This window comes from Xenorhabdus doucetiae (assembly GCF_000968195.1).
In the GTDB taxonomy this organism is placed as follows: Bacteria; Pseudomonadota; Gammaproteobacteria; order Enterobacterales; family Enterobacteriaceae; genus Xenorhabdus; species Xenorhabdus doucetiae.
The window spans coordinates 643,967-670,278 of the sequence record NZ_FO704550.1 but is presented as its reverse complement, the minus strand read 5'-3'; the positions used below and the strand labels follow the sequence as shown (position 1 = coordinate 670,278).

The window sequence follows — 26,312 nt, the reverse complement described above, 5'->3', positions numbered from 1 at the left end:
AAGTATTATAAAAGGGAATTGCATTTTTATACTCTTCTTGCTTCAAGAGATTATTTGGCTATTAATATTTTCAACTAAAAAATCAGTAATATATAAAATACCAGTATGAATCTTCAAGTTAATTGGGTATAAATAGAATTTTAATCTACAGCGAAACTATATTTCTCACGATAATCCTTCCAGATGTATAAATTTTCACAAAAAGAAATTACTACTATAATAATAACTATATGTTAATTCATTGATATGACCGGAATATAAATAGTATTAATTTCAGGCTACTATATCTTTGATGGGTATATTGACAACAAAACGGTAGACGGTAGATAGCAGGGATAGATTGGCTCAATTTAGGACTACAAAAATTATGGCTATTTCAACCTATAAAAAGATTGCTTTTTGTACTGTGGAAGCTATATGTCGCTCTAAACGTCATCAACATTCCCTAATGAATTTTCTTTTACAAATTTTATAACCAGCTAAGATAAGAAAAATAGTATCCTATTTCCAGCCAAAAATGGGCAAAGTAAGTATTAATGCAGTAACATAAATGATAAAAAAGTAGGTACTACACTAAACAGAAGAGGTTGAGTTTAAAATGGAATCGATTTCCTTTAAGACTAGGGCGAGAACAATTGATCATCTTGGGCGAGAGCAAATAGCAGATTGTCCGACCGCTATCTCTGAGCTTTGGAAGAATGCTTATGATGCTTATGCCAGTAAAGTAGAGCTAAATATTTTTGATGGAGAAATTCCAGTAGCTACATTGGTTGATAATGGGCATGGGATGGATATTGAAGAATTCAAATCTAAATGGCTGGTCATTGGCACTGAGTCGAAGGCAGGTCGTTCAATTACACAGGAAAGTGATAGACTGGGTTTCCCTGAAAGGATTAAGCAAGGCCAAAAAGGAATCGGGAGACTTTCTTGTGCAGCTTTGGGTTCATTATTGTTAATTATTTCTAAGAGGAAAAATAGTTCCTTTGTAGCAGCTTTAATTGATTGGCGATTTTTCGAAAATCCATATTTAATGTTAGATGATGTATTTATACCAATTGTTGAATTTGATAATAAAAAAGAATTGGAAAAATTGTTACCGAATATGTTTGACTCGTTGTTGAGTAATATATTGGGTGATGAAAATTCAATTGGTGATGACCCGACAGCCAGAACATTGCGATTGGTTGGTGCATGGAACCGATTGGAGGATCAGGAAGTACATGGTGGAAACTTATCCACAAAAGAACGAGTATTGAAAACAGCAAATAAAGATATTTTTGATGAAAGAATGTTATCGACATGGAGTGTATGGACTGGTGAAAGTACTCATGGCACAGCCATGTTTATGGCTGAAATTCATGATGATTTGAAAGCTCAAATACCGTTTGATGTTTCAAGTGATGGTGATACAGCTTTAATAAAAGCAAGAAATAGCCTGAAACAAACATTAATAAATTTCACTGACCCATTTTCTAAACTGGGGGAATCCAAAATTGATGATTTTTCTACATCTGTAGTAATTTGGAATGGGCATGTTCAACGGGTTATTATTGATGATGTCAGAAGTTTTGATTTATCTAATTTAGAATTACTTGAACATATAGTAGACGGAGTTATTGATGATGAAGGATATTTTCATGGTTATATTAAAGCATTTGGTGAAAAAATTGAAGATGTAGTAATTAAGCCTGTAAGAAAATATAAAACCAAATCAAATACTAAATTTGGAGCATTCAATATTCGTATCGGATCTTATGAATATAATAAAAGTAACTCAACATTGTCAGATGACTTGAATGATTTTTTCACTAAACAAAGCGAATTATATGGAGGAGTACGTATATATCGTGATGGCCTGAGAGTTATGCCATATGGAAGGGAAGATAATGATTATTTTGAGATAGAGAAAAGAAGAAGCCAAAATGCCGGTCGGTATTTTTGGTCGAATCGCCGTACTTTTGGCCGGATAGCAATTACAAGGAAAGATAATCCGAATTTAAAAGATAAGGCTGGTCGTGAAGGTTTACTAGATAACACAGCATCTAAAATGTTTAGAGAAGTTGTAGAAAATATATTAATATCAACTGCATTTAAGTATTTAGGGCGTGAATCTGATATAAGAAAAGTTCATTTAGAAGATGTTGCAGCATTAAAAGCTACACAAAAAGCCGAAGCTGACAGAAAGAAACTAATTCAAAAAGAAAGAAAAAGAATAAAAAATGCAATTAATGAGAATTTTGGATTATTAAAGTGTAAGTTACAGGATTTGAAAGACCTACAACATAGATATACCAATGTAGAAGAAATTCTTACTCTTGAGGACGCTAAAGAATTTAAAAAAACAGTAAGCTGTTTTAATGATGAAATGCAAAAATTTTCTTTGAGTCCTGTGCCAAATAATCTCGGCTCTGTTGAGAGTGACTATAAAAATTATAGAAGAATTGAATTGGAGGCCAGAGGAATAATAAAGATTTTGGATGAGTCAGCTAATGTTTCTTTGAGTAGCTTAAGCAATAAAACTGATTATGATATTGCCATTGATATTTTTAATGAAAAGAAACGTTATATCAATTCTTTTATTAGAAAAACAGCATCTTTAGGTAAAGAACTGCTTCAGGATGAACTTAATAGATTCAACGATCTTATTGGAAAACAAAGCAAGATTTTTCAACATTCTCTTGCGAATTTACTTGAAGATTTGAACTTAGAAAAAGTTCCTCTTTCTTTAGTTTTGAGAAAGATTGATGATGAATATCAAAAGCAATTAGTTGAAAGTAATCAAAGGTTGATACCATATATTACTGCAATACAGAATATACGCGAACAAATTGATTTAGAAGGATTAGCTATACATAGCTTAAATGAGACGGCTAAATGGAAACAAGAAGCGGAACGCTTAAACTCATTAGCTCAATTAGGTATCACGGTAGAAGTTATTGGTCATGAAGTTGAAGCCCTTGATTCGACCATTTCCAGAGGATTAAATTCTCTCAGAAACGCCTCGTTTACTGAACAGGAAAAAAGAATTTTCGATGATATTAATTATGCTCAACAAAGCTTAAGTGATAAATGGCGTTTCCTTTCCCCGTTAAAATTATCAGGTGAAAAAATAAAGAAAAATATTACTGGCAAAGATATTTTTGACTACATCAATAACTTTTTTGGTAATGCTTTTGAACTACGCGGCATTAGTTTCGAAATGACCAGTTCTTTCGAATGTTTTTCTATAACTGATTTTCCGTCACGGATATATCCTGTTTTTATTAATTTAGTGAATAATTCAAGATATTGGGTTTGTCAGCAAGATGTTGATAATAAAAAAATTTTGTTAGATTTTAGCGAAGGTGAAGTATTCGTATCTGATAATGGCCCTGGGGTTGATTCTGATGATATTGAACAGTTATTTACATTATTCTTCACTCGAAAACATCGAGGTGGCCGTGGTGTAGGATTATATCTTTGCCGTACTAATTTACAACCTGGAGGGCATTCTATCCGCTATGAAGTAAATGAAAGTGGTAAGAAATTATCTGGGGCTAACTTTGCTATAAAATTTAACGGAATAACAAAATGAATAATCAAAAAATGATAAATGATTTAGCTTTCGGAGAATTAATTAACGAAGCTTTTATAAAGCCTATTCGTTCTGTTACTATTATTGATGATGAGTATCCTACTATTGCAGGATTACTTCAAAATAAACAATATAAGAAAGTTAATGAAGATAGATTAAAAGAAGTTATTGATTTTTGTCATAATACTAAAAGGAATTGGATAGTAGATATTGATGACGGGCAGAGTTTTATAGATTCTTTTGATGATAGCATAGGTTCTTATATCAATAGTGATCTTTTAATATTAGATTATCATCTTGAAAAAGGAGATCATGGAAGTAGAAGTTTAACAGCTTTGAATATAATAAGAAATTTAGCCCAAAAAACACATTTTAACTTGGTTGTTATACATACAAGTGGCTATTATGGTAATGGTCATGATATAAATAAAATTTTTATTGACATAATTTCATATTTGCAATCTGCCCCAATAATAAATTATGGGAGTGGAACTGAAAATAAAGTTAATGATTTTTTAGATGAGGTCACTGTTGATGATGAAGAGTTTGAGCAGAAACTTATAGATTCTTTTACAGATTTTGATTTTTTATCTGTCCTAAAAGATTTTAATGGGAATTTATCTGACTGCTCTGAGTCATCGCATTTTAAGGAATTTATTCGTTTATGTGATGAGGCGTGTGATAAGTATAACGTTAATAGATATAGGAAAAAAGCTATGATTTCATGGCTTTGTTACCAGAAAAATAAAAGGTTTTCATCTCTTTATGGAACTAATAATATTAGTGGTCTTGACTGGAATATTGATGGTGAAATTAATTGGATAAAAGCTGATAACTTATTTGTTACTGTTCTAGCCAAAAATATATCCCCTACCAATATCCCTGATAGATTATGCCAAGCGCTTTCTAACTGGTGTCCTCATCCTCATCAATTATTATTAGCAAAACTGCGTCATGAAATTGATGAAAATGGATTTATGATTGCTAATAAAATAGTAAACAAAAAGTACTTGCAATCACATTGGTTGAAGGAAATCTTAGATACCTTAAATAGCAAAGATGAAAATACATTAGAGTTTAAAATTTGGAATATATTATCAAAACATTGGGAAGAGATCGCTGTATCAACGAAAGATGAAATGATTAATTTTTCATCAAAAATTGTTAGTTACATAAAAAATCTTCCGGAAGACAGTCAAAATTCACTTATGTCTAAATGGACTGTTAAGGATGAGAAGAAAACCTTACAGCATGTGAATAAATTTAACTGCTCTATTCCTGTTGTGGGTTATCATTTAAATACAGGGCATATTATACAGCTCGATGATGATAATGAGAAAAGTTATTGGATCTGTATGACTCCTGCTTGTGATTTACAACCAGGACAGAAAAAAATAAATACAGGACAAAACATACCAGTTACATTGGTTAGATTATTTAATCTTTCAGATGCTGCTAAAAAAGACGATAGAGAATCCGGGCTTAAGAAAGAAGACTTAATTAGTAGAGCTCTTTCGATGGCAACCAGAAATGATCTTATTTTTGTTTCTATATCAGACAGTGATGAAATTGATATATTTAGTTTTATTCCAAAAATTTATTTTTCATCAAATCCAATAAGTGATAATTTCTTAGTTGGAGATCAAGGGCGTTTTAATAAATCAGATAAATCTCTAATATTTTATAAACCAACAATAGACAATGAGAGTATACCCACGTTTAAGTCTATTCACGGGAAAGTGGTTGCACAATTACGTTATGAATATGCTCTACACTTATTACAGATTACAGGAAGAACTAAAAGCCGTATTGGACTTGATTTTGTATCTCTATGTGAAAGTTAAGTTACTTAGTGAAATGTAATATTAACTATGAAATAGGCTGCTATAAGAGCAGCCTAGTTAATGATAAATATTATTTAATTTTTTGCTCTATAAAGATGACAACAGTATAAATACTGTGATAGCACTATCATTATAAAAAATTAACTTATGGGTATAAAAATTGACTTATTTGTCGGTGTTTTTTCTTCCGTTCATAATTGAATCTATTAGGGCTTTTCCTAACATTGGAGGAACTGCATTACCGATTTGTTTTGCTTGGTGTGTCGAACTTCCGGTGAATATATAATCATCAGGGAATGTTTGGATGCGAGCTGCATGCCGTAAAGTAATACCGTGGTTTTCCCATGGATGTACAAATCTACCTTTAGATGGGTTATTGCATCCAGTGGTGATTGTATTAGCGGGTTGATGAATAATCATTCGCCCATAAACATCCTTATGCCCTTCATATCCATTTGAGTGGCAATCAAGTTCGAATTCTGATGCTGCATCATTGCGGCTGCCATTTAGTCTCGTACTTTTAAAACGTTCAACCATTCGCGGTGTTGGGTTCATATGTATGTTGCATGGATCATCTTTGGGTATTGAAGAGCCGTGCTCAAGCTTTTTCAGAAGCTTAAGGGCTTCTTTATCTGTTAATTCTGTATGTGGCCTAAAATGTTCTTTAACATACTTTTTTCTCAATTCACGGGGTAGTTTTTCAAAGACAGAAGAAGCCGTTCTCCAAGAAGGTAGTTTTTGTTGTGTAACTTCTTTTGATTTGGGAGAAAAATGTGTGGAAGTTGGTGGAAATTCAAAATCATCTCTGAGATTTAAATCTTTTCTAACACCCAGAATAAAAACTCTTTTTCTATTTTGAGGCACACCATAATCTTTTGCATTTAATGTGTTGCAATAAATGATGTTGTAATTATTAGATTTTGCTAATTCTTTGAAATCATCTAGATATTTAGCATGCCTTTCCCAAAGCAAGCCAGCCACATTTTCGACTAAGAAAAATTGTGGTTTGAATTCTTTAACAAAGTCAAAATAGCGCAGTAATAGCTTATTTCTGGGGTCATCAACACCGGCATTCTTTATACGATGGCTCGAGAAACCTTGACAAGGAGGACCGCCAAGTAGAAGTGAAAGTTCTTCCTTTTGCATTCCTAACTCTAGGCGAAGTTTCTCGGGGGAGATTGTGAGAATGTCTTGTTGAAAGAGCTTTGTTTTGTAACCCAGCCTTTCAATTAAGTTGGTTCGGTATGTATCAGCAGCGGCTTTATCAAATTCAATAGCAGCAAGCACATCAATGCCTAATTGATGTGCTGCTAAACTAAAACCACCCGCGCCTGCAAACAAATCTATCGCTTTCATACAAACCTGACCAAATTTAAACGCGGTATTCTACGTTTAACCCTTAAGAAAATAAACTCCGTTCTTTTCATACCAGAATTTATCTATATCAGCTATAGCTTAGTTAATTTTCTTTCCCATGCTTTATTGGTCGTTAATTAATCAGTTTTTTACTTAGACTGCTTTACTTCTATGTTTACAGTCATAAACTATAAACATAGAAAATTGATGGTGGATTAAGACTTATGTTGTTGATTTTAAATTTTTTATGTAGATCCCTATACTGTTTTATCTACTATCAAAAAATCACTTCCCAATCCCAACCGGATAAGATTCAAACAAAATTACCTGATGCTCATTCAACCATTCCCTGCGATAGCCAGTATTGGTGATTCAGCTATGTAACTCCATCCACATTGGATTATTTTTAAGCCACCCAACGATGGCCTAACCCACAAACTCAGTACCATTACCCCTTACACAATCTTAACCGCTGTCCCCGATACGGCGACCATCAACATACCACCATTTTTGCCGACGGTTTCATAATCAATATCAATGCCGACAACCGCATTAGCACCTAAGGCCTGGGCTTGTGCATTCATTTCTGCAAAAGCAATCTCCCGTGCATTTTTCAATTCCTTTTCATACGCGCCGGAACGTCCACCGACGATATCCCTGACCCCGGCAAAAAAATCCTTCACAATATTGACACCAAGAATCGTTTCCCCTGTGACGACACCCAGATAATCTGTGATGGTATGGCCTTCTAGTGTGGGTGTTGTTGCATTTTTCATAATCAATCTCCGTTTGGAAAAAACATAATGCCAATTTGTCTGTATCTTCTGGCAGGGGGATAGTGAGCTTAATTATTTTTATTTCAATAAAATAAACCAATAAAAATCATCCTCATAAATCCATAGATCCCACCAATAAAAAAGCGCGTCAGAATACCACAGCAAGAGAACGAACGTCCTCGCCTGTTGAATGCATCAGAGAGCAGGGGATTAAGGGTGATGGCGTTTACCTTGGGTATCTGTCTGAATCTATTGAAATATAAAGCTATTTTTCTGGTTGGAAAATCACCAATAAGTAATAGTTACAAATGATATAATTACCATCAAAATGATACTTGATGTTATTATTTTTGAAATGGTAATAAAAAATGACATATTGTCATTGTTTCAGCTTTCAATTTGGCCTTACTGCGTTTATGATGCGCGCTTCGTAATTTCAACCGGCGCCACTGGCTTTGAGCTTTAGCGGAGAAATGATGCCTCCTGCTAGCTGACACAGTCTTTTCCCGTGGCGGTTCTATCTGCATTATTCCAAGGGATAGATGATAGCATAAATGACTGAGAATACCTCTCTGACACCACTTGTTGAACTGAAAGCCTTGAGTAAGGGTTTCGACGGTAAACAAGTTATTTCACCGCTCGATTTGACCATCAATGATGGCGAGTTCCTGACCATTCTTGGGCCATCCGGTTGCGGCAAAACCACAGTACTCCGTCTGATTGCCGGGCTGGAAAATGCGGATGGCGGCAAAATCTTACTGGAAGGGCAGGATATTACCGATATTCCCGCCGAGCACCGTCACGTTAATACGGTTTTCCAAAGTTATGCCCTGTTCCCCCACATGACCGTATTTGAAAATGTCGCTTTCGGGCTTCGAATGCAGAAGACACCGGAAAAAGAGATTGCCCCGCGTGTTGAGGAAGCATTGCGCATGGTTCAGCTCGGAGAGTTTGCCCAGCGTAAGCCTGCCCAGCTTTCCGGCGGTCAGCAACAGCGTGTGGCCATTGCCCGTGCCGTGGTGAATAAACCTAAGGTGCTGCTGCTGGATGAATCGCTGTCCGCGCTCGATTACAAATTGCGCAAGCAGATGCAAAATGAGTTGAAGGCGCTCCAGCGTAAGCTCGGCATCACCTTTATCTTCGTGACCCATGATCAGGAAGAGGCGCTGGTGATGTCTGACCGCATCGTGGTGATGCGTGACGGGCACATTGAGCAAGATGGCTCTCCGCGTGAGATTTATGAAGAGCCGAAAAACCTGTTTGTTGCCCGCTTTATCGGTGAAATCAATATTTTTGATGCCGAAGTGCTGCATCGTATTGATGATCAGCGGATACGCGCCAATGTCGAAGGCCACGAGTGCGATATTTTCACGTCGCTGCCGGTGACGGTTGGGCAAACGCTGAAAGTGCTGCTGCGCCCGGAAGATCTGCGGGTAGAAGAGATCAATAACGGTGAGCAGGTATCGGGGCTGATTGGTTATGTGCGTGAGCGCAACTACAAGGGCATGACGCTGGATTCCGTGGTCGAAATGAAAAATGGCAAGATGGTCATGGTAAGTGAATTTTTCAACGAAGATGATCCTGATGTTGACCATTCCCTTAACCAAAAGATTGCCGTGACGTGGGTGGAAAGCTGGGAGGTTGTGCTGGTCGATGAAGAAGACGCGTAAGCTATTCCAGAATATTGTCATTACGGGCATCGTCGCCTGGCTGATGCTGTTCGTCTTTTTGCCGAACCTGATGATCATCGGAACCAGCTTCCTGACCCGTGATGATGCCAATTTAGTGCAGATGGTCTTCTCGCTGGATAACTATAGCCGATTGTTCGATCCACTGTATGCCGAAGTGTTGCTGCATTCACTGAATATGGCGATTGTCGCGACGCTGTGCTGTCTGGTGATTGGTTATCCGTTTGCGTTTTTCCTGGCGCGTATACCGGAGAAACTGCGTCCACTGATGCTATTCCTGCTGATCGTGCCGTTCTGGACGAACTCGTTAATCCGGATTTATGGCTTGAAGATGTTCCTCAGTACCCGTGGCTATATGAATGATTTTCTGCTGTGGGTGGGAATTATCGATAAGCCGTTGCGCATTATGTATACCCCCGAAGCCGTTGTGCTGGGGCTGGTTTATATCCTGCTGCCGTTTATGGTGATGCCGCTTTATTCCAGCATTGAGAAGCTGGATAAATCCTGTCTGGAAGCCGCGCGCGATCTGGGTGCGGGGAAATTGCAGACCTTTATCCGTATCATTGTGCCACTCACCATGCCGGGCATTATCGCCGGTTGCTTGCTGGTCATGTTGCCGGCGATGGGGCTGTTCTATGTGGCGGATTTGATGGGCGGCGCGAAGAACCTGCTGATCGGTAACGTGATTAAGAGCCAGTTCCTTAATATCCGCGACTGGCCATTTGGCGCGGCGACCAGCATCTGTCTGACGCTGGTGATGGGGCTGATGTTATTGGTCTATTATCGTGCGGCTAAGTTGCTGAACAAGAAGGTGGAACTGGAATGATCGGACGCCTGTTGCGCGGTGGCTTTATGACCATCGTTTATGCTTACCTGTATATCCCGATTATTATCCTGTTGGTAAGCTCGTTTAACCAATCCCGCTTTGGCATTCGCTGGCAGGGTTTTACCACCGAATGGTATAGCCTGCTGTTTTCCAATGACAGCCTGCTGCAAGCGGCCGGCCACTCCCTGACGATGGCGGTTGCATCCGCCACCTTCGCGACCTTGATTGGCTCCCTGACCGCCGTCGCCTTGTATCGTTATTCGTTCCGGGGCAAAAAGTTTGTTGGCGGCATGTTGTTTGTCGTGATGATGTCGCCGGATATCGTGATGGCGATTTCCTTGCTGGTGCTGTTTATGCTGCTCGGCGTCTCACTGGGGTTCTGGTCACTGCTGTTTTCGCATATCACCTTCTGCTTGCCGTTTGTCGTGATCACGGTTTACTCCCGCCTGAAAGACTTCGACGTCAAGATGCTGGAAGCGGCACGTGATTTAGGGGCGGGGGAATTGACGATTCTGCGAAAAATCATCCTGCCGCTGGCGATGCCGGCCGTGATGGCGGGTTGGCTACTGAGCTTTACCCTGTCGATGGATGATGTGGTTGTCTCCTCATTTGTGACGGGGCCAAGCTATGAAATATTGCCCCTTAAGATCTATTCGATGGTCAAAGTGGGCATTTCGCCGGAAGTGAACGCATTGGCAACGATTTTGTTACTGATGTCGTTGGTTTTGGTGCTGATTAGCCAATTTGTGATGCGTGACCGCACGGGTAAGTCTTAATCTTCTTGTAAGCGTGGTTGCGGGTTAGCCACGCTTTTCTTGTTTGTGGCTTTACCCTGCAAAATGCGGCTTTTATAATAGCCGTTTTTTGGGGGGTAGGTTCACGCGGAACCTATATTACGATACTAACGCACTAACTGCGTGGAAAAGATGACATGAAAAAGTGGTTTTATCTGCTTGCCGCCGGGATGATGGCATTAAGCATGGGTTCGGTGAATGCCGCTGATGATGGCAAGACGCTGTACTTCTACAACTGGACTGAATACGTTCCGCCTGGTTTGCTCAACCAGTTCACGAAAGAAACCGGGATTAAGGTGATTTATTCCACCTATGAATCCAATGAGAGCATGTACACCAAGCTGAAAACCTATAAAGATGACGCTTATGATTTAGTGGTTCCATCTACTTACTTTGTCTCGAAGATGAGTAAAGAAGGAATGTTGCGAAAAATCGATACCAGCAAATTAAGCAACTTCCATAATCTTGATCCTAATTTACTCCATAAGTCTTTTGATCCGAATAACGATTATTCTATCCCTTATATTTGGGGTGCCACCGCGATTGGCGTCAATGGCGACAATATTGATCCCAAAACGCTCTCCGCCTGGGCTGATCTTTGGAAGCCAGAATACCAAAGCAGCCTGGTGCTGACTGACGATGCGCGTGAAGTCTTCCAGATGGCGCTGCTGAAACTGGGGTATTCCGGCAATACCACCGATCCGAAAGAGATTGAAGCGGCTTATCAGGAGCTGAGAAAACTGATGCCGAATGTACTGGCATTTAACTCGGACAATCCGGCCAATCCCTTTATGGAAGGGGAAGCGGATATCGGCATGATGTGGAACGGTTCTGCTTATGTTGCGCGCCAAGCGGGTACGCCGGTGGATATTATTTGGCCGAAAGAAGGCGGAATTTTCTGGATGGATAGCCTGGCTATTCCGGCGAATGCCAAGAATGTCGATGGCGCGATGAAGTTAATCGATTTCTTGTTGCGTCCGGAAATTGCGGCGCAGGTTGCCAAGAAAATCGGTTACCCCACCCCGAACATGGAAGCAAAAAAATTACTGCCTAAATCGATGACAGAAGATAAGTCTCTGTATCCCGATAAGGCGGTGATCCAGAAAGGCGAATGGCAAAGCGATGTCGGCAATGCCAATATCCTGTATGAAGAATATTTCCAAAAACTGAAAGCCGGTCAGTAAACCGGCATAACTTCAAATTGCAGCTCGCAAGATAAAAGCAGCTTATTATCACCCCGCATCGCGGGGTGATAATAAATATTTATTGAAGTGTGACGCGTGTGTTTTTTTAGCCTGTATTGCCTAACATTATCATCTCTGACTATAATATCACCGTTATTCCTCTGACCAACCTGACTAAGAAGGCACTTCCCGACGATGAACTAAGTCCTGCCAGAAAATGTATCCGGATACCCAAAGGTATTCTTTTTTCTGTTCCTGGCAGACAACCGTTCTCATCCGTTTCTCTCCTGAAAAGAGATCCCTGCATTGTCTGCCACCTGTATTCAGGAGGTACGCATGACAATAGCCTGTCATTTTTCACAACTGAGTATCGAATTTAATCAAAAAAACCTGTTTCCTCCCCTGAGCGGGACACTGTTTTGCCAACAAACCGCCCTGATCGGCAGTAACGGAAAAGGCAAATCAGTCCTGTTACGGCTGCTGGCGCAGAGACTATTGCCTGCCTCAGGGTATATCGTCTGGAATAGACCCTTTATCTATGTTGACCAACTGACCCGGCTGGCGGGAGAAACCCTTGCCGATGCCTTGGGCGTCACCGCGCTCTGTCAGGCTTTTCAGCGGGTAGAAGCCGGAACTGCGACAATGGATGATTTCGAGCAACTTGATGGTCAGTGGCAACAACCGGCGATATGGCAGAGCCTGCTGGACTCCGCCCGTTTACCGCTATTGATGGAGACGCCGGTACAAAACCTCAGCGGAGGGCAACAAACCCGCCTTGCCCTGTGCCGCGCTTTTCTGCACGGCGATCACTTTCTCCTGCTGGATGAGCCGGATAACCATCTCGACCATGAAGGGCGGCTGTGGTTGACCGATCGGCTGGAACAACACAAAGCCGGTGCGCTGGTGGTCACCCATAATCGTGCTTTGCTTGCTCATATGCCGGCGATTTTTGAGTTAACCGATAGGGGACTTTGTGAATATGGCGGCAACTATGCCCTTTATGCAGAACAGAAGGCTTCTGCCATCGCCTCACTTGAAGCAGCCTCTGAGCGTCTGGATACCCGGATCCGTAACGAAAAGCGTCAACAACAGACCAGCCTGCAAAAAGCCGCCCAGCGGCGCAGACAAGGCGAAGTTATCCGCCGCAGTGGTTCTCAGTCACTCCTGTTACTCGATATGCAGAAAAACCGGGCAGAACAGCGGCAGTCTAATGTTGCCCAACGTCATCAACGGGTGTTGGGAAACCTGCAAACCCAATTACAGGAGATCCATGAGAAAAAGACCCATACCCGGCAACAAAAAATGGTGCTGAACTACCAGCCGGACGGACAAAAGGTCACCCTATTTGCCTCAAGGCTTAAATTACCCTACGGCTATTCAGGACCACTTTCATTCACGGCGTATAGCGGAGAACACTGGCACATCAAAGGCAGTAACGGCAGCGGGAAATCCACCCTCTTGAAAGTGCTGAGTGGAGAAACCCTGCGGGTATCAGGAGAATATCGGATAAATGACACTTTTTGTTACCTCGATCAGCACCTGAACCTGCTGGATAAAACCTTGCCAGTTGCAGAAGCATTACATCACTACCAAGGTGCATTTTCTGTCGAACAATGGCGGACTCAGCTCGGCATGTTACGGATAAGGGGGGATAAATCGCTCCAGCCTTTAAACCAGCTCAGTGGGGGAGAACAATTGAAAGCCACGCTGTTGGCGCTAATACATAGCCCCTCGCCTCCGGCCGTGCTTTTGCTGGATGAACCGGATAACCACCTTGATCTGGATTCTAGGCAGTTATTAGAGGCGCTGCTTTGTGAATATCAGGGAACATTACTGCTGGTTTCCCATGATGAGGCCTTCGTTGAAAACTGCGGTATCACCCATGAGTTGAATCTTTCTGATTGAGAAAAACTACACTGTTTTGTCAATTATTGCTTAAATACCTGGCTGCGATGCCAGGTAATAAAACTTTCCAAAGGGTAATAATCTCTGTTTTGAGGAAGTAATATCGGCTGTTTTGCAAAATGCCAAAACAGTTGTTTCACCATCGGGCCGCCATTAATACTTTCTGAAACCAGTAACTTCATGTGATCGTCAATACTGATTGAACCCATATCGAATGCGGAATGGTGCAGTGAGCAGAGTGCCAGCCCGTTATTGACGGTACAGGGGCCGCCATATTGTTTCCATTTGATGTGTGCCGCCTCCAGCCCAACGGGAGTGCTGTCGTGTCGCAGATTGTAGCCACATATTGCACATTCGTAGTTATAGGCGCGCAGTATTTGCTGGCGAAAATGCGGATCACGTATTTTGCGGATATCGCTTAAAGAGAAATCTAATTGATTGGCGAGCAGCTCCTGTATGCTGTCAGGGAAGTGTTCACTCAGGATTTGTTGTGCCAGTTTATCGATGACCGTGGGCTTCTTGCGTAATAACTGATAACTTTGTTGGTCGAACCCTCCTTTGACGCCGAACTCAATCAATTCACGTTTTGGCGGTTCCTTGCTGCCTTTTTGTGGTGTACAGCGTTCGCTATTTTGCAATTCCCAAAACCCGTCGCCGCGTAAGCGCCAGAAAGGTAAGGAGGGATAGTGACTTTTGCGTCTTGGGCCAAAGTGATTGAGTAACGCCAGTAATGGCTGGTGGATCTCCTCACCATAATCAAACAGTCGTTCATGGCCTTTCTGATATTGAGAGAGCACATACAGCAACAATAATGGCTTATGTGGTGCACGTTGATCACCTTTGCGCCATATAGAAAGGTTTGAGATAGCGACTTGGAGCTCTTTGATGGTAGGCATGTAAGTTGTTTGATTAATGGGTAACGGTATTGCGATCATGCTCGCAAAAGTGACAGAGGGCAAGTGGTGGATTTGGAAGGGGTTATGACTTGTTGAATAAGGTGTATGAGTAATAAAACGTAAACCATACACCTTTTATTTAGAATGACATGTAAATGAGATTCATGTGGAGCAAGAACCCTATTTGATTCGCGAACCAATCGATTTCGCTTTCAATGCAGTAAAATAATTTTTCCTGAAGAAAATGAATCGTTATGATCTTTAGGGACTCCAATTAGGTGGTAATTCGGGAAGTTTTATTCCAGTGAGTTCAGGCCCTGAATAATATTGATAATATTCTAATACCTCTTGACTGTATTTTTTTCCATACACTAAACCAGTAAAAACTTCTGCAACAAACTCATTAGAGTTCTGTTTCTCTATAGCATAACCGCTCACTTGTTCAACAATTTTTGCCGGGATATTATGTATATTGTGTTGATCAATTCTTTTGGCAAGCCAAAATTTTTCTTTTGATTCGGTTCGTTGTGCATGAATGATATGTCCAATTTCATGTACGATGGCAGCAATGACCTTTGTTGAGTTTTCGGAGTTCAATTCCAATGACTTCCTACTTCCTGATATAGCTTCGTGATAAAGTTGATCTGGTACACCCCATCCAATTCGAGCTGTTATATTCTTATTCCTTCCCCAGAAGGAATATTGAGGAGATTTTATTTCCTTAACTTTTTTAGCATTTATATGAAGATGGGGGATGCCAATACCTACTGTTTTTGTTATCGATGTATTATCTGCTATTTTGTCTTCTCTTGCTGGCCATCTAACTTCAGTTTTCCCTTCTTCCTCTCCTATATAAATGTTAATATTTCTCATTATTTTAGATAAGTTATTAACTTTTGCATAAACTTTATTAATAGCGTAACAAATGGGAGGAAGAAACTTCATTCTAATTTGATCAGAATGTTCTTCATTCTTGCCGAAGAATTTGAGATTAATGCCACAAATATAACTATCGAATAAGATAAATTTATTATTACGATAACAATCTGTAAAATCTATCTCCTGATGCAGGATGATTTCTATCTTTTTATTTCTGATGGAATCTCTCAGGGAAATTACTCGACTATCTCTCTTTTTTTTCTGTTTATACAAAACGACCTCCTATATAACATTGTCGGGCTAGGACAATCAAACTTACACCTTTCAAGAGTAAAAATAAAATAACAAAAAGTCATAATCACATATGAAATTAATTTTTAATCTATCATTATGAAATATAATGATATTTATGTCAGATAAATTTAAAACTGTCGTTCGCAAGGCGGTCGCTTATGAGGCGAATCCAATAATAACAATATCTTATACATGGTTATTTTTTCAACTAAATAGCGTTTAAAAATGGCAGGAGTTAATCTTGTCCCGCGCATCGCGCGGGACAAGATTGCAAGCTATCACTATGATGAAAATCTATTTAGAAATAACATCATAAATATAAAAAGGTATGATTGCTAAAATAAAAGAAGAAATTTGTGTTATTGTAAATATAAAAGGTAAAAAGAGAGACAGTATGATTGTCTTCTTCAAGCTTCTATCCAATACAAAAAAGTAACTTACTACCGCAAATATTAAATATAAAAAAACAAATTGAACTGCCCGTAGCAAAATAAAAATCATCATTTACCCTTAAGGTGTTATTTAACGAAATTATCCATTTACATCCATAAACAGGGTGCTTATATAATAAAAAGCCATCAGAAAATGAAATGAAAATATTTCAGTTAATAGATATATTGCCGAAATGATAAGTGAAAATTTTATTGATTTCTTTTTGTTCCTGTTTAAAATAAAAAAATAATTTACTAACGCAAACAGCACGAAAAAAACAGAGAATTGAGTCACATGTAATACGAGTAATTTCATCGTATCCTCAAAAATTTTTAGAAATGATTATCAATATCTTTTATTTTTATTGTTTTGAATATAGACATATAGAGTTGGATTAGTGAAATTGTGATGTATATCACAAATAATCAAGCGGAATCCAACAGTTGAGTATAAAATCGTCATTCCACATTGATGTTGTAACATTCTGTTTTAACTAACAATTAACATATGAGAGCAAAACAACCATATGATGGTAAATCATAATATTATAGAATTAGGTGCGAAATATCGGATTTAACGTTAATTGTCTGCTAATTAAGAAATATCCTCTTTCTGTTCACCCCATTGCCTGATAAATAATGGCCTACTATAACCCCGAACTCAGAAAGTATATTCTTCATATTTATACCTTAAGTTAAATAAATAGAATGATTATATACACGGGCATTATCTTATTTTGCATTGCCAAATGGTAAGGAATAAGGAGATCAAAATGAACTACCCGATTGAACGGTTAGGATACCGATTATTATGTTGTTTATTTGGATGGGGAACGGTTGGGGTTGTTTACCATTTTACTGCAAATTATCAAATGAATGCCGATGATCGCGCGACGGTATTGCCGCTTTCTGTGATTGATGAATGGATCACATTTTCTTCCAACGGTATTTGGCTCTATCTCTCATTCTTCCTGTTAATACCGTTAGCCTATCTGTTTTGCCCATTATCCCGTATTCGCTGGCTGATGTTGGCAATGCAGGGCTGTGCCCTGTTTTCTGGGGTGATCTATTTGCTCTATCCGACAACGCTCGATTATCCGCCAATTGCAGGTGACAACATCGCCGATCGCCTGCTGGCTTATTTGAGCATGATAGATTCGACACAAAATTGTCTGCCTTCATTACATGCTTCACTGACGGTATTATCCGTCTATGCCCTTTGGCAAAAGGAGCAAAAGATCCGGCGGTGGCTGTGGTTAACGTGGGGAGTATTGATTGGCTTTTCCATTATCCAATTGCGACGGCATCTGTTTATCGACCTGATGGCGGGAATATTAACGGCGGCTGTGGCCGGTATTCTGTGTCAGTTAATTTTACAGGCTTTCTCAACTGGCTCTGATCGTCAGAGAAAGAAGTTATTTATATAATTCACTAATGAAATAAAAAATCAAAATAACTATTAATATGAATTAAATCAAGTTGGTTTATTTGTTAATTAACATTGACCTTTATTTTACATAGACACAACAAATTCTATAGTGAAATCTCATGACATGTTTGACATATTAAAAAAAATTTATGGCATTGAAAGGAAGAACTGAGAAAACTTTTTATTTTTCATGTGGCTGGATTGGATATTTCAATTTAGTAATATGATGTATCATAAATATAGACTTCCTGTTTAACGGACTATCTGATAAATACTCATTTATTCTCACCCCTACTCAGAATCCACTTCATATTCTGACAATCAAATTAAACAAAAAATTAACACTTGGAAGTGATAAAAAAATGAAAAACTCACATGAATTGATCCCATTAAAGATCATTGCATCTGGTATCGCTTTACCAGAAAACAAAGTGTATTCCTCCGATTTAGACTTGAAGTTAAATAAACCGCGTGGTTTTGTAGAAAAACATTCTGGAATAGAATATCGCTATCATGCAGATTATAAATTGTCTCAAGCTAAATTAGCCGCAGAGGCTTTGCATGATACGTTAAAAACGCATCAAATTTCGCCGGATTCCATTGACTTGCTGATTTCGGCTTCTGCCATCCCGATCCAAGCCTTACCTTATTCCGCTGCCCATATTTTAAAAGAGAGTCAATTAAAGGCTGGGATCGCTTGCTTTGATATTAATGCAAGCTGTGTCAGTTTTATCTCTGCGCTGAGTGTTGCCGGTGGCTTGTTGGCGACCCGGCAGTATCGGCGTATTGCGATTGTCTCCGCAGAAATGGCTTCGCGTGGCATTGACTGGTCACACCAAGAGTCCTCGCTGATTTTTGGCGATGGCGCGGCTTGCATGATCGTCGAAAGAGGCGATGGACAAAGCGGGATTGTGACCTACAAACATGAAACTTATCCGGAAGGTCTCGAATTATGTGAAATTCGGGCGGGCGGAACCCGCAAGAATCTGCGTACTGGCATGGAAGACAGTGATTTTCTGTTCCAGATGCAGGGTAAGCCCCTGTTTAAACTGACGGCTTCATTGATTGAAGGTTTTACCGAACGTGTACTGGCGGATGCCAATCTCAACATGTCTAATATTGATACCGTCGTACCGCATCAGGCGAGTCATTTGGGGCTGAAACATATTCTCAAGCGATTGAATATCCAAGATGAACGCTTTGTGAATATCTATCGTTATCGCGGTAATCAGGTCTCGGCATCCATCCCCAGTGCGCTGCATGAAGCCATGATGACTGATCGCTATTACGGTCGTGATTATGTGATGTTGCTTGGCACGGCGGCGGGTCTTTCATTAAGTGAGATGATCTTAAGACCATGAAAATTCTTGTAACCGGCGCAACAAGTGGGTTGGGGCGCAATGCCGTTGATTACCTGTTATCGCAGGGTGAAGCCGTGGTGGCAACCGGGCGTGATCCGCAGGCGGGCGCGTTATTGGCGCAATTGGGCGCGGAGTTTCGCCGCGCTGAGCTGGCGACGTTAACCGTGGATGAAGCCAGCGAACTGATGTCAGATTGTGATGCCGTCTGGCATTGTGCCGCCAAATCCTCGCCCTGGGGTGATCCTGATGAATTCGAGCGCATCAATTTGACGGCGACATCCCGGTTGGCACAGGCGGCAGGTATCGGGGGTATCCGGCGATTTGTCCATATTTCTACTCCGGCGGTCTATTTTAATTTCTCACATCAACAAAATATTACCGAAGATCAGCGCAGCCCGCGTTTCGCCAATGATTACGCCCGAACCAAATTTTTGGCGGAAGAGTGCATACACCAACAGATTCACCGCTATCCTGATACCACTTACATTATCCTGCGCCCCCGTGGGTTATTTGGCCCGCATGATCGAGTGTTGTTGCCGCGCCTGCTGGCTCAGGTTAAAGCCAGCAAAGGTGTTATGGCCTTGCCGGCAGGGGGAAGAAATGTGTTGGATATCACTTACGTCATGAATGTCGTCCACGCTATGTCACTGGCGACTCAGCGCGAAGGGTTGCAAAGTGGCGCGATATATAACATTACCAATCAACAACCACAGCCATTGGCAAAAATTTTGGGGCAATTATTTGACGAAATGCAGTTTGATTACCGGATCAAATCATTGCCTTATCCACTGCTGTATGGCGTTGCGGCAATACTGGAAGGCATTGCCCTGCTTACCCGAAAAGAGCCGTTGCTGACACGTTACGGTATTGGGGCAGCTTATTACTCCATGACACTGGATAACTCAAAGGCGCGGGAAGAACTGGGATATTCGCCGATTTATAGCATGGAAGAAGGTATTCATTTAACGGCCAACTGGCTGAAACAGACAGACCAACAGACGGGTTCACATGGTTAAGATGCGTGTTTTTGAGGCGGGATATTGCACTCATCCCGGTTGCATGGCACTGAAAGGTGCCAGTCTTCGCGTGTGTAAATTTCCCGCCCGTGCGTGGTTGCTGGAGTGTAATAATAAGCGTTGGCTACTGGATACCGGATACGCCAGCCATTTTTACGATCATACCCGCAGTGGGATCATCCGCTTATATCGCAAGGTCACGCCGGTCTACTTTGACACTAAAGATTCATTGGTGATGCAGCTAAAAGCGGAAGGCATTCAGGCGCGTGATATTGAGGGCATCATCATTTCTCACTTTCATGGTGACCATATTGCCGGATTACGGGATTTTCCGCAGACCAAATTTATCTGTTCGGGGCAAGGTTGGCAGCAAACCCGCCACTTGCGTGGCATCGCTGCGCTGAAAAAAGCCTTTGTGCGGGGGCTAATCCCGGAAGATTTCGAATCCAGAACCCATTTTTATGAAGGGTTCGCAACCAGCCCATTGCCGGAAGAATTAGCCGTATTGGGGGAAGGTTATGCCGTGCCGGGCAGCCAGAAACAGATATTGATCGTTCCGCTGCCGGGACATGCGGCCGGGCACCTTGGCTTGTGTGTATTGACGCCGCAGGGATGGGTATTGCTGGCGGGAGATGCCGCCTGGTCACCCACGAATTACCGTGAACTGCGGGGGCCTGCAATGTTGGCGAATATCATTATGGATGACCGCCGTGCCTATTACGACACCTTGCATAAGCTGCATCAAATTGACCAAAAGCAGATCCCAATCCAGTTATGCCATGAGGGAGATTTGCAATGATATTCAAAATATTTTGGTACTACTGGAAGGCCAAGAAACAGTGGAAATTCTCCAACCGCGAGCAGCTTGAACAACACCAATTAAAGGCATTAGCCAGATTTAAGCATCAGGTGCTGGGGAAAAGCCCCTATTTTTCCGCATACCGTGATTTACCGTTGGCGGAATATCCGTTGATGAATAAAGCCATCATGATGGAAAATTTCGACCAGATGAACACGGCGGGTCTTAAGCGTGAAGAGCTTCTGGCCTGTGCCCGGTTGAGCGAACAGTCACGGGATTTCAGACCTACGGTCGGCAAATTCAGCGTTGGCATGTCATCGGGCACATCCGGGCAGCGCGGCATTTTCGTTATCAGCCCGAAAGAGCGGAGCATTTGGGCGGGGATCATGCTCGCCAAAATGCTGCCAAAGGGCTTATTGCACGGTGAGCGGGTCGCGCTGTTTTTGCGGGCGGGCAATAATCTCTATGACAGCGTGCAAAACCGTTGGATCTCCTTTCGTTTTTTTGATCTGTTCGCTGACTTTCATCAGCAGATACAAGCGTTGGCGGAGTATCAACCCACGATTATTGTGGCACCTGCCCAAGTATTGCGGGCGCTGGCCTTGAAGATCCAACAAGGTGAAGCCGCCGTGTCGCCGGTGAAAGTGATTTCGGTGGCAGAAGTGCTGGAGCCGCAAGATCGCCAACTGTTGCAGAGCGTATTTCGGGACGTAGGTGAAATTTATCAGGCAACGGAAGGTTTTCTGGCGTGTACCTGTCCGCATGGGACGCTGCATCTGAATGAAGAATTTCTGCATATTGAGCCAAACTGGATTGATGAATCGCGTTTTAACCCGATCATTACCGATTTTACGCGGGAAACTCAGCCGATTGTGCGTTATCAGCTTGATGATATTTTGCTGGTGAAGAAAACCCCGTGCGCTTGCGGCAATCCGGCACGGGCGATCGAGCGCATTGAAGGGCGCAGCGATGATCAGTTGATTCTGCCGGCGCAGGATGGTGGCAATGTAGGCATTTTTGCTGATCCTTGCTCGCGGATTATTGCCAATACCCTGCCGCTGACAAGTGATTATCGGCTGACACAAACGGATTTATTGCTGCGCCTGGAAGGTGATTGCGATATGGCGATCCTAAAACAGTGCCAGTCAGCGCTGACCGATTATTTCGCCAAGCAAGGCGTTGATATTGCTAAGATTACGTGGCAGTGTGTCGCGCAGACGATATCGCCGGATCTGTTTAATAAACGGCGCCGAATTATTCGAAAAAAGGGATAGGTTGGAGATTTTGTGCCTGATTAAAAATGGGGGAATGTCCACCCCCATTCGCACTGACACAAAATCAGTTAGTGTGAAGCCAGTTTTGCAAGAATTTACACCTAACTACCTGAAACGATAGTATCCAAAGCTGCAACGATATCTGAGTGGATTCCCGGAATGACACAAACGATATCCGCAGTTTTTAACTTACTCTTAGCAATGGTAGTCACGGATTTTGTAATGACAACGTATTACTTGTTGTTAATATCAATCACAGGAGTTAGCGTCTTAACGCGCGAGTTTTTATCCGATAATGGAGCGATTGGCATAATAACTCTTGAGTCATAATCGTCTAACAGGTCATTTTGAATATTGATAATGTAAGGATACTGAATCCTCGACTTAGGGGATTTATTACGGTAAACAGTGTATTAAGCCATCAAATAACCCCATATTCATCATCATCGGTAAATAACCCAGCTTCCTTCTCAAATTGATTGAAAGCGTGAATCCCCGCCTTGTTCTGGGCTTTCCATTGTTCTCTTCTTTTTTCACGAACAACGTCAGATAATATCTTATCCAGCGTTGCGGAAAGGTTAATCCCCAGCTCACGGGCTTCATCAACGATCTCTGAGGTCAGGTAAACATGGGTACTCCGCTTACCAACACGCTTTTTGCCTATGGTCGAAACGTATTGTTTTTTCATGTGGCACCTCATTTATGTGTATAATTTATGCGCATAAGCCTATGGTGGATTCATACATTTCTTCAAGAGGTTTGAAACCCAACGGTACGGAAACCTGCTCTAATTTGACGTTGTATTATGATGTTGTTGTCATTTCTTTAAGTTGTTTGGGGAGCCTTTACAATCCCAATCTTCATGACTAAAATACCGCTCCTAATCCTTCCTGAATTTGTGCTGCTGCAGGAAAAACAACACTTCTTCCCATCAAAACGGAAGAAGCGGTTTTTTGTTTTTCTAGGTAGCAAACATGTCTACATTTAATCGATTACAAAAACGTCTATCCCGTCAGGGAATCGAAACACATTACGAAAACTCTATTTATCATTTCAACAGAAACCAAATTGAAGCCAAGGTTCTGTTACCCGAATCCTTGCCATTGGAAGAAAGAGCGGTACAGCAACTGCTTGATCTTGCATCAGTACGTGTTCCCGGCAGTGATGCCAAGGTTTGTGAGGCGAGGGCAACACCGGATTTCCATCCAGGCTCAACAGCACCGGTTGGCAGTATTGTAGCCACTACAGAAGATTTGGTGATCCCGGCTGCGATTGGCACTGATATCAATTGTGGTATGCGCTTGCTCACAACGGGATTGAGCTATCAAGAAGCCGATGCCCAGAAAGCAGCACTGATTCAACAGCTAAAAAACATATTGTTGCTGGATCAACGCGATGTGCCAGTGACGCCAAACTCATTCAGCGCCTTATTTGATGAGGGACTGGAAGCATGGTTACAGGAATTGCCGTATCAGGGAATTTGGCAACAGGCTGATTTCAAGCGGATGTATACCGAATTAAGTGCCGTACTGAGTACACAAGCAGTAAAGGCTCATAGCCGATATGCGCCTGAAGCCTTTTTTGAAAAACGGGAAATTATCCGCCCAGCCAGTTTAGGCACGGTTGGTTCAGGTAACCATTTTGTTGAGCTGCAAATCGTCGATACTATTTTGGACAGGCATGCCGCTTATGCGGCGGGTTTGCGCGAAGGTGAAGTATTGATGATGATCCACACAGGTTCACGCGACGTCGGGTTTTACGTTGGTCAACGTTGGGCGGATAAAGCGAGGGCACAGTGGCCTGCTACGGAAAAATATCCGGCATCCGGTTTGTTTGGTTTGACGGCTGAACATGCCCAAGAATACTTATTGGCGATGGGGGTGGCAGCGCGTTATGCGTGGGCGAATCGTATTGTCCTGGCTGAGTTGGTGCGTTCTGCGTGGCAGAAAGTATTTACACAGGATAAAAGTAAGCTAATTGTTGACCTCTCGCATAATATTATTTTTCCTGAGCAGGGAATGAATCTCCATCGTAAAGGAGCAACGCCCGCGCGGGCAGGAGAGTTGGCGTTGATCCCTGGTTCAATGGGAGATTATTCCTATTTGGTAAAGGGAAAAGGTCATTCGGATTGGTTATGGTCTTGTTCGCACGGAGCGGGGCGTTCAGTACGGCGTCAGGTAATTCGCGGTAAGTTACCGGATATCCGGCAAAATAGCCGCTTGCCGTGGCAGTGTATTACATTGAAAAGTGAGCGCTTGCGTGAAGAAGCCCCTGCCGCTTATAAACCAATTACCCCGGTCATTGAAATTCAAGAACAAGCGGGATTGATTCAGCCTGTGGCAAGGGTCAGGCCGTGGATAACGTTTAAGGCGTAATATTGGGTTAAGTTTATAGCCAGAAAACGGCTACAGGATATGAATAATTGAACGGTAGCAAAGTTGTTTTTTCCCTCTTGAAACATTCTGCGTGAGTTTGGCCCGAATTTGGGACGTCCTCATGTGGATACTCTCAGGGATTCGAAATATCCCAACATAAGGAACTGAGGATTCAATTTGCGGGAAATCCGATAAGAGCGTTCTTCGCTTTTGATCCACATCGTGATAGTGCTGTGTGCCGGTGATAAAACAGGCATGAATGAAAAACATTTTTATAAAGATATGATTAAACTGGCTGATACTGAGTTCAGTAAGCATTTGGAAAAATAAGGAGTTACCATGTCCACTTTAGATGAACTGATGGCAAAACGTAGCCCAGAAAGCAGAGAGCGCATTATAGCTCGTACTGAGGAATTACGTCGTGAAGTTATTCTTAGTCAATTGCGCGAGGAACTGAATTTGTCTCAGGCTGAGTTAGCTGCGGCTATGGGCGTAAAACAGCCAACGTTAGCTAGAATGGAAAGCTCTGATAATGATCCTCGTTTATCAACATTGAAACGTTATGTAACAGCATTGGGTGGAGAATTAAGCATCAATATTACTCTGCCTACAGGTAAGCGAGTGGCGTTCCAAATATAAACTTGATGAAAGCCACCTTGTCATTTTTTATAGGGTGGCTGTCGGCATTTTTAGGGCTTGCCATCAAATAAGCGGTTTCTTTATAAGCCCTTTAAGGCCATTGTTGAGATGTGTGCAGTACTCGCAAAATAGTCACTGTTTCACCATATGCCTTGTACACTAAGATGTAATGAGGGTGAACCACAATTTCCTGTGTATTTTTGAGTCGGCCGGATTTATACCTATCGGGATTATCTTTTGCCCGTTCAGCGGCTGCTTAAAACGCGTCATCCAGCTTAATCGCCGCCTGTGGATTATCACGGGCAATATAGTTCATTATTTTTTCCCTGTCTTCCAACGCCATTGGTTTCCATTCCAGTCGTATTACAGTTCCTTACGCAAAGCCATTTTTCGTGATGCGAACTGACGTTTAGCATCTTCATGGGAAATCACCGGACGAGAATCGCCTATTGATGCTTGTACCTGCGTTTTGAACCAGACATCATAAGCAGCTGCTTCATGCGCGCGTTTCAGTGCCGCTGCCCGATCTGGTCGGGTATGGCTTTCTGGTGAATAATTCGCGGCATTCACATCAAACTGAACAATACCCATTTCTTTTAAATAATTCACCAAAGTTTCAAGCTTCTTAAACAGGCGAATCTGTCGGCTACGTTGTGCCACTAATGGATGTTCCACCAGACCATATTTAACCATTAAAGCCCAGCCTCCCTGCATACCGACAATATGCACAGCATGAACAGCACCGGTTTCAACCAGTTGATTAAGAGTAGAGTGATCAATGGCTTTCGTTGCCATAGCGCATACCTCATATTATTTCTATGTAATTAATAAATGATTATATGGCGATTAATTATAAATTGCGCCATGAAAATTTACCCGCTTGCGTTTTTTGCTGAAAAAAGCAATGTATTCAATGCACTTAATCAGAAGACTTTATTTTGGAGGCCTATACCAATCGCCATTGAAGATGCT

Annotated in this window: 21 protein-coding genes and 2 pseudogenes; 15 read left to right on the top strand and 8 right to left on the bottom strand. The window is 41.6% G+C overall.

Annotated elements, in window-relative coordinates; genetic code table 11:
- Positions 1-598 precede the first annotated feature (598 nt).
- Both XDD1_RS03270 and XDD1_RS03265 read left to right on the top strand, forming a co-directional pair.
- Positions 599-3,574 carry a sensor histidine kinase gene (locus XDD1_RS03270; protein WP_045968642.1) on the top strand — a complete coding sequence of 992 codons (2,976 nt, stop codon included), beginning with the start codon at positions 599-601 and terminating at the stop codon, positions 3,572-3,574.
- On the top strand, positions 3,571-5,418 hold the full coding sequence (locus XDD1_RS03265) for a response regulator receiver domain (RefSeq protein WP_045968640.1): 1,848 nt from the start codon (positions 3,571-3,573) through the stop codon (positions 5,416-5,418). Before XDD1_RS03270 ends, XDD1_RS03265 begins: the two co-directional genes overlap by 4 nt.
- Positions 5,419-5,583: 165 nt before the next feature.
- Here the strand turns inward: XDD1_RS03265 and XDD1_RS03260 are convergent, their stop codons facing one another.
- Both XDD1_RS03260 and XDD1_RS03255 read right to left on the bottom strand, forming a co-directional pair.
- Positions 5,584-6,774, bottom strand: coding sequence for a DNA cytosine methyltransferase (locus tag XDD1_RS03260; protein WP_045968638.1), 1,191 nt, complete (start codon positions 6,772-6,774; stop codon positions 5,584-5,586).
- Positions 6,775-7,229: 455 nt separating this feature from the next.
- Positions 7,230-7,550 (bottom strand): heavy metal-binding domain-containing protein, encoded by a 321-nt coding sequence (locus XDD1_RS03255; protein ID WP_045968636.1) that lies wholly within the window; start codon positions 7,548-7,550, stop codon positions 7,230-7,232.
- Between the two features lie 554 nt (positions 7,551-8,104).
- Here XDD1_RS03255 and potA point away from each other — a divergent pair.
- From potA to XDD1_RS03230, 5 genes are all read left to right on the top strand, one after another.
- The gene (potA, locus tag XDD1_RS03250) at positions 8,105-9,220 is read left to right on the top strand and encodes a spermidine/putrescine ABC transporter ATP-binding protein PotA (RefSeq protein ID WP_045968634.1); all 1,116 of its coding nucleotides are present in this window, start codon (positions 8,105-8,107) and stop codon (positions 9,218-9,220) included.
- Positions 9,204-10,064, top strand: a complete 861-nt coding sequence (gene potB / locus XDD1_RS03245; protein WP_045968632.1) for a spermidine/putrescine ABC transporter permease PotB — start codon at positions 9,204-9,206, stop codon at positions 10,062-10,064. The genes potA and potB overlap by 17 nt, the downstream gene beginning before the upstream one ends.
- Positions 10,061-10,840 carry a spermidine/putrescine ABC transporter permease PotC gene (gene potC / locus XDD1_RS03240; RefSeq protein ID WP_045968631.1) on the top strand — a complete coding sequence of 260 codons (780 nt, stop codon included), beginning with the start codon at positions 10,061-10,063 and terminating at the stop codon, positions 10,838-10,840. Before potB ends, potC begins: the two co-directional genes overlap by 4 nt.
- Before the next feature lie 155 nt (positions 10,841-10,995).
- Positions 10,996-12,042 (top strand): spermidine/putrescine ABC transporter substrate-binding protein PotD, encoded by a 1,047-nt coding sequence (gene potD / locus XDD1_RS03235; protein WP_045968629.1) that lies wholly within the window; start codon positions 10,996-10,998, stop codon positions 12,040-12,042.
- Between the two features lie 336 nt (positions 12,043-12,378).
- Entirely contained in the window at positions 12,379-13,947 is a 1,569-nt protein-coding gene (locus XDD1_RS03230) for an ATP-binding cassette domain-containing protein (RefSeq protein WP_045968627.1), read from the top strand.
- Between the two features lie 23 nt (positions 13,948-13,970).
- On the opposite strand, the gene XDD1_RS03225 is transcribed toward XDD1_RS03230, so the two are convergent.
- Together XDD1_RS03225 and XDD1_RS03220 are read right to left on the bottom strand one after the other, a co-directional pair.
- Positions 13,971-14,843: a phosphorothioated DNA-binding restriction endonuclease gene (locus XDD1_RS03225; RefSeq protein ID WP_045968625.1), complete on the bottom strand. Its 873-nt coding sequence runs from the start codon at positions 14,841-14,843 to the stop codon at positions 13,971-13,973.
- A gap of 261 nt (positions 14,844-15,104) precedes the next feature.
- Positions 15,105-15,995: a hypothetical protein gene (locus XDD1_RS03220; protein WP_045968622.1), complete on the bottom strand. Its 891-nt coding sequence runs from the start codon at positions 15,993-15,995 to the stop codon at positions 15,105-15,107.
- 1,225 nt (positions 15,996-17,220) lie between these two features.
- Here XDD1_RS03220 and XDD1_RS03210 point away from each other — a divergent pair.
- The 5 genes from XDD1_RS03210 (at position 17,221) to XDD1_RS03190 (ending at position 22,326) form a co-directional block, all read left to right on the top strand.
- Positions 17,221-17,874, top strand: a complete 654-nt coding sequence (locus XDD1_RS03210; RefSeq protein ID WP_045968616.1) for a phosphatase PAP2 family protein — start codon at positions 17,221-17,223, stop codon at positions 17,872-17,874.
- A 364-nt stretch (positions 17,875-18,238) separates the two neighbouring features.
- A complete protein-coding gene (locus XDD1_RS03205; RefSeq protein WP_045968614.1) occupies positions 18,239-19,237 on the top strand; it encodes a 3-oxoacyl-[acyl-carrier-protein] synthase III C-terminal domain-containing protein in 999 nt (332 codons plus the stop codon).
- Positions 19,234-20,253 (top strand): NAD-dependent epimerase/dehydratase family protein, encoded by a 1,020-nt coding sequence (locus XDD1_RS03200; protein ID WP_045968612.1) that lies wholly within the window; start codon positions 19,234-19,236, stop codon positions 20,251-20,253. The genes XDD1_RS03205 and XDD1_RS03200 overlap by 4 nt, the downstream gene beginning before the upstream one ends.
- Entirely contained in the window at positions 20,246-21,052 is an 807-nt protein-coding gene (locus XDD1_RS03195; protein WP_045968611.1) for an MBL fold metallo-hydrolase, read from the top strand. The genes XDD1_RS03200 and XDD1_RS03195 overlap by 8 nt, the downstream gene beginning before the upstream one ends.
- On the top strand, positions 21,049-22,326 hold the full coding sequence (locus tag XDD1_RS03190) for a F390 synthetase-related protein (protein ID WP_045968607.1): 1,278 nt from the start codon (positions 21,049-21,051) through the stop codon (positions 22,324-22,326). Before XDD1_RS03195 ends, XDD1_RS03190 begins: the two co-directional genes overlap by 4 nt.
- Before the next feature lie 233 nt (positions 22,327-22,559).
- Here the strand turns inward: XDD1_RS03190 and XDD1_RS20325 are convergent, their stop codons facing one another.
- Both XDD1_RS20325 and XDD1_RS03185 read right to left on the bottom strand, forming a co-directional pair.
- Positions 22,560-22,679 carry a CcdB family protein gene (locus XDD1_RS20325; RefSeq protein ID WP_408068285.1) on the bottom strand — a complete coding sequence of 40 codons (120 nt, stop codon included), beginning with the start codon at positions 22,677-22,679 and terminating at the stop codon, positions 22,560-22,562.
- Between the two features lie 68 nt (positions 22,680-22,747).
- A complete protein-coding gene (locus XDD1_RS03185) occupies positions 22,748-23,014 on the bottom strand; it encodes a type II toxin-antitoxin system CcdA family antitoxin (protein WP_052705633.1) in 267 nt (88 codons plus the stop codon).
- A 286-nt stretch (positions 23,015-23,300) separates the two neighbouring features.
- Here XDD1_RS03185 and XDD1_RS03180 point away from each other — a divergent pair, with 286 nt between their 5' ends.
- The 3 genes and pseudogenes from XDD1_RS03180 (at position 23,301) to XDD1_RS03170 (ending at position 25,340) form a co-directional block, all read left to right on the top strand.
- On the top strand, positions 23,301-24,701 hold the full coding sequence (locus tag XDD1_RS03180) for an RtcB family protein (protein ID WP_045968604.1): 1,401 nt from the start codon (positions 23,301-23,303) through the stop codon (positions 24,699-24,701).
- 84 nt (positions 24,702-24,785) lie between these two features.
- Positions 24,786-25,031, top strand: a pseudogene (locus XDD1_RS19810) (type II toxin-antitoxin system RelE/ParE family toxin); the annotation flags it as partial.
- 9 nt (positions 25,032-25,040) lie between these two features.
- Positions 25,041-25,340, top strand: coding sequence for a helix-turn-helix domain-containing protein (locus tag XDD1_RS03170; RefSeq protein WP_045968603.1), 300 nt, complete (start codon positions 25,041-25,043; stop codon positions 25,338-25,340).
- A gap of 91 nt (positions 25,341-25,431) precedes the next feature.
- Here XDD1_RS03170 and XDD1_RS19805 read toward each other — a convergent pair.
- Both XDD1_RS19805 and XDD1_RS03165 read right to left on the bottom strand, forming a co-directional pair.
- Positions 25,432-25,533 (bottom strand): annotated as a pseudogene (locus tag XDD1_RS19805) (type II toxin-antitoxin system RelE/ParE family toxin); the annotation flags it as partial.
- Positions 25,534-25,703: 170 nt separating this feature from the next.
- Positions 25,704-26,135 carry an antitoxin PaaA2 family protein gene (locus XDD1_RS03165; RefSeq protein WP_045968601.1) on the bottom strand — a complete coding sequence of 144 codons (432 nt, stop codon included), beginning with the start codon at positions 26,133-26,135 and terminating at the stop codon, positions 25,704-25,706.
- Positions 26,136-26,312: the final 177 nt, after the last annotated feature.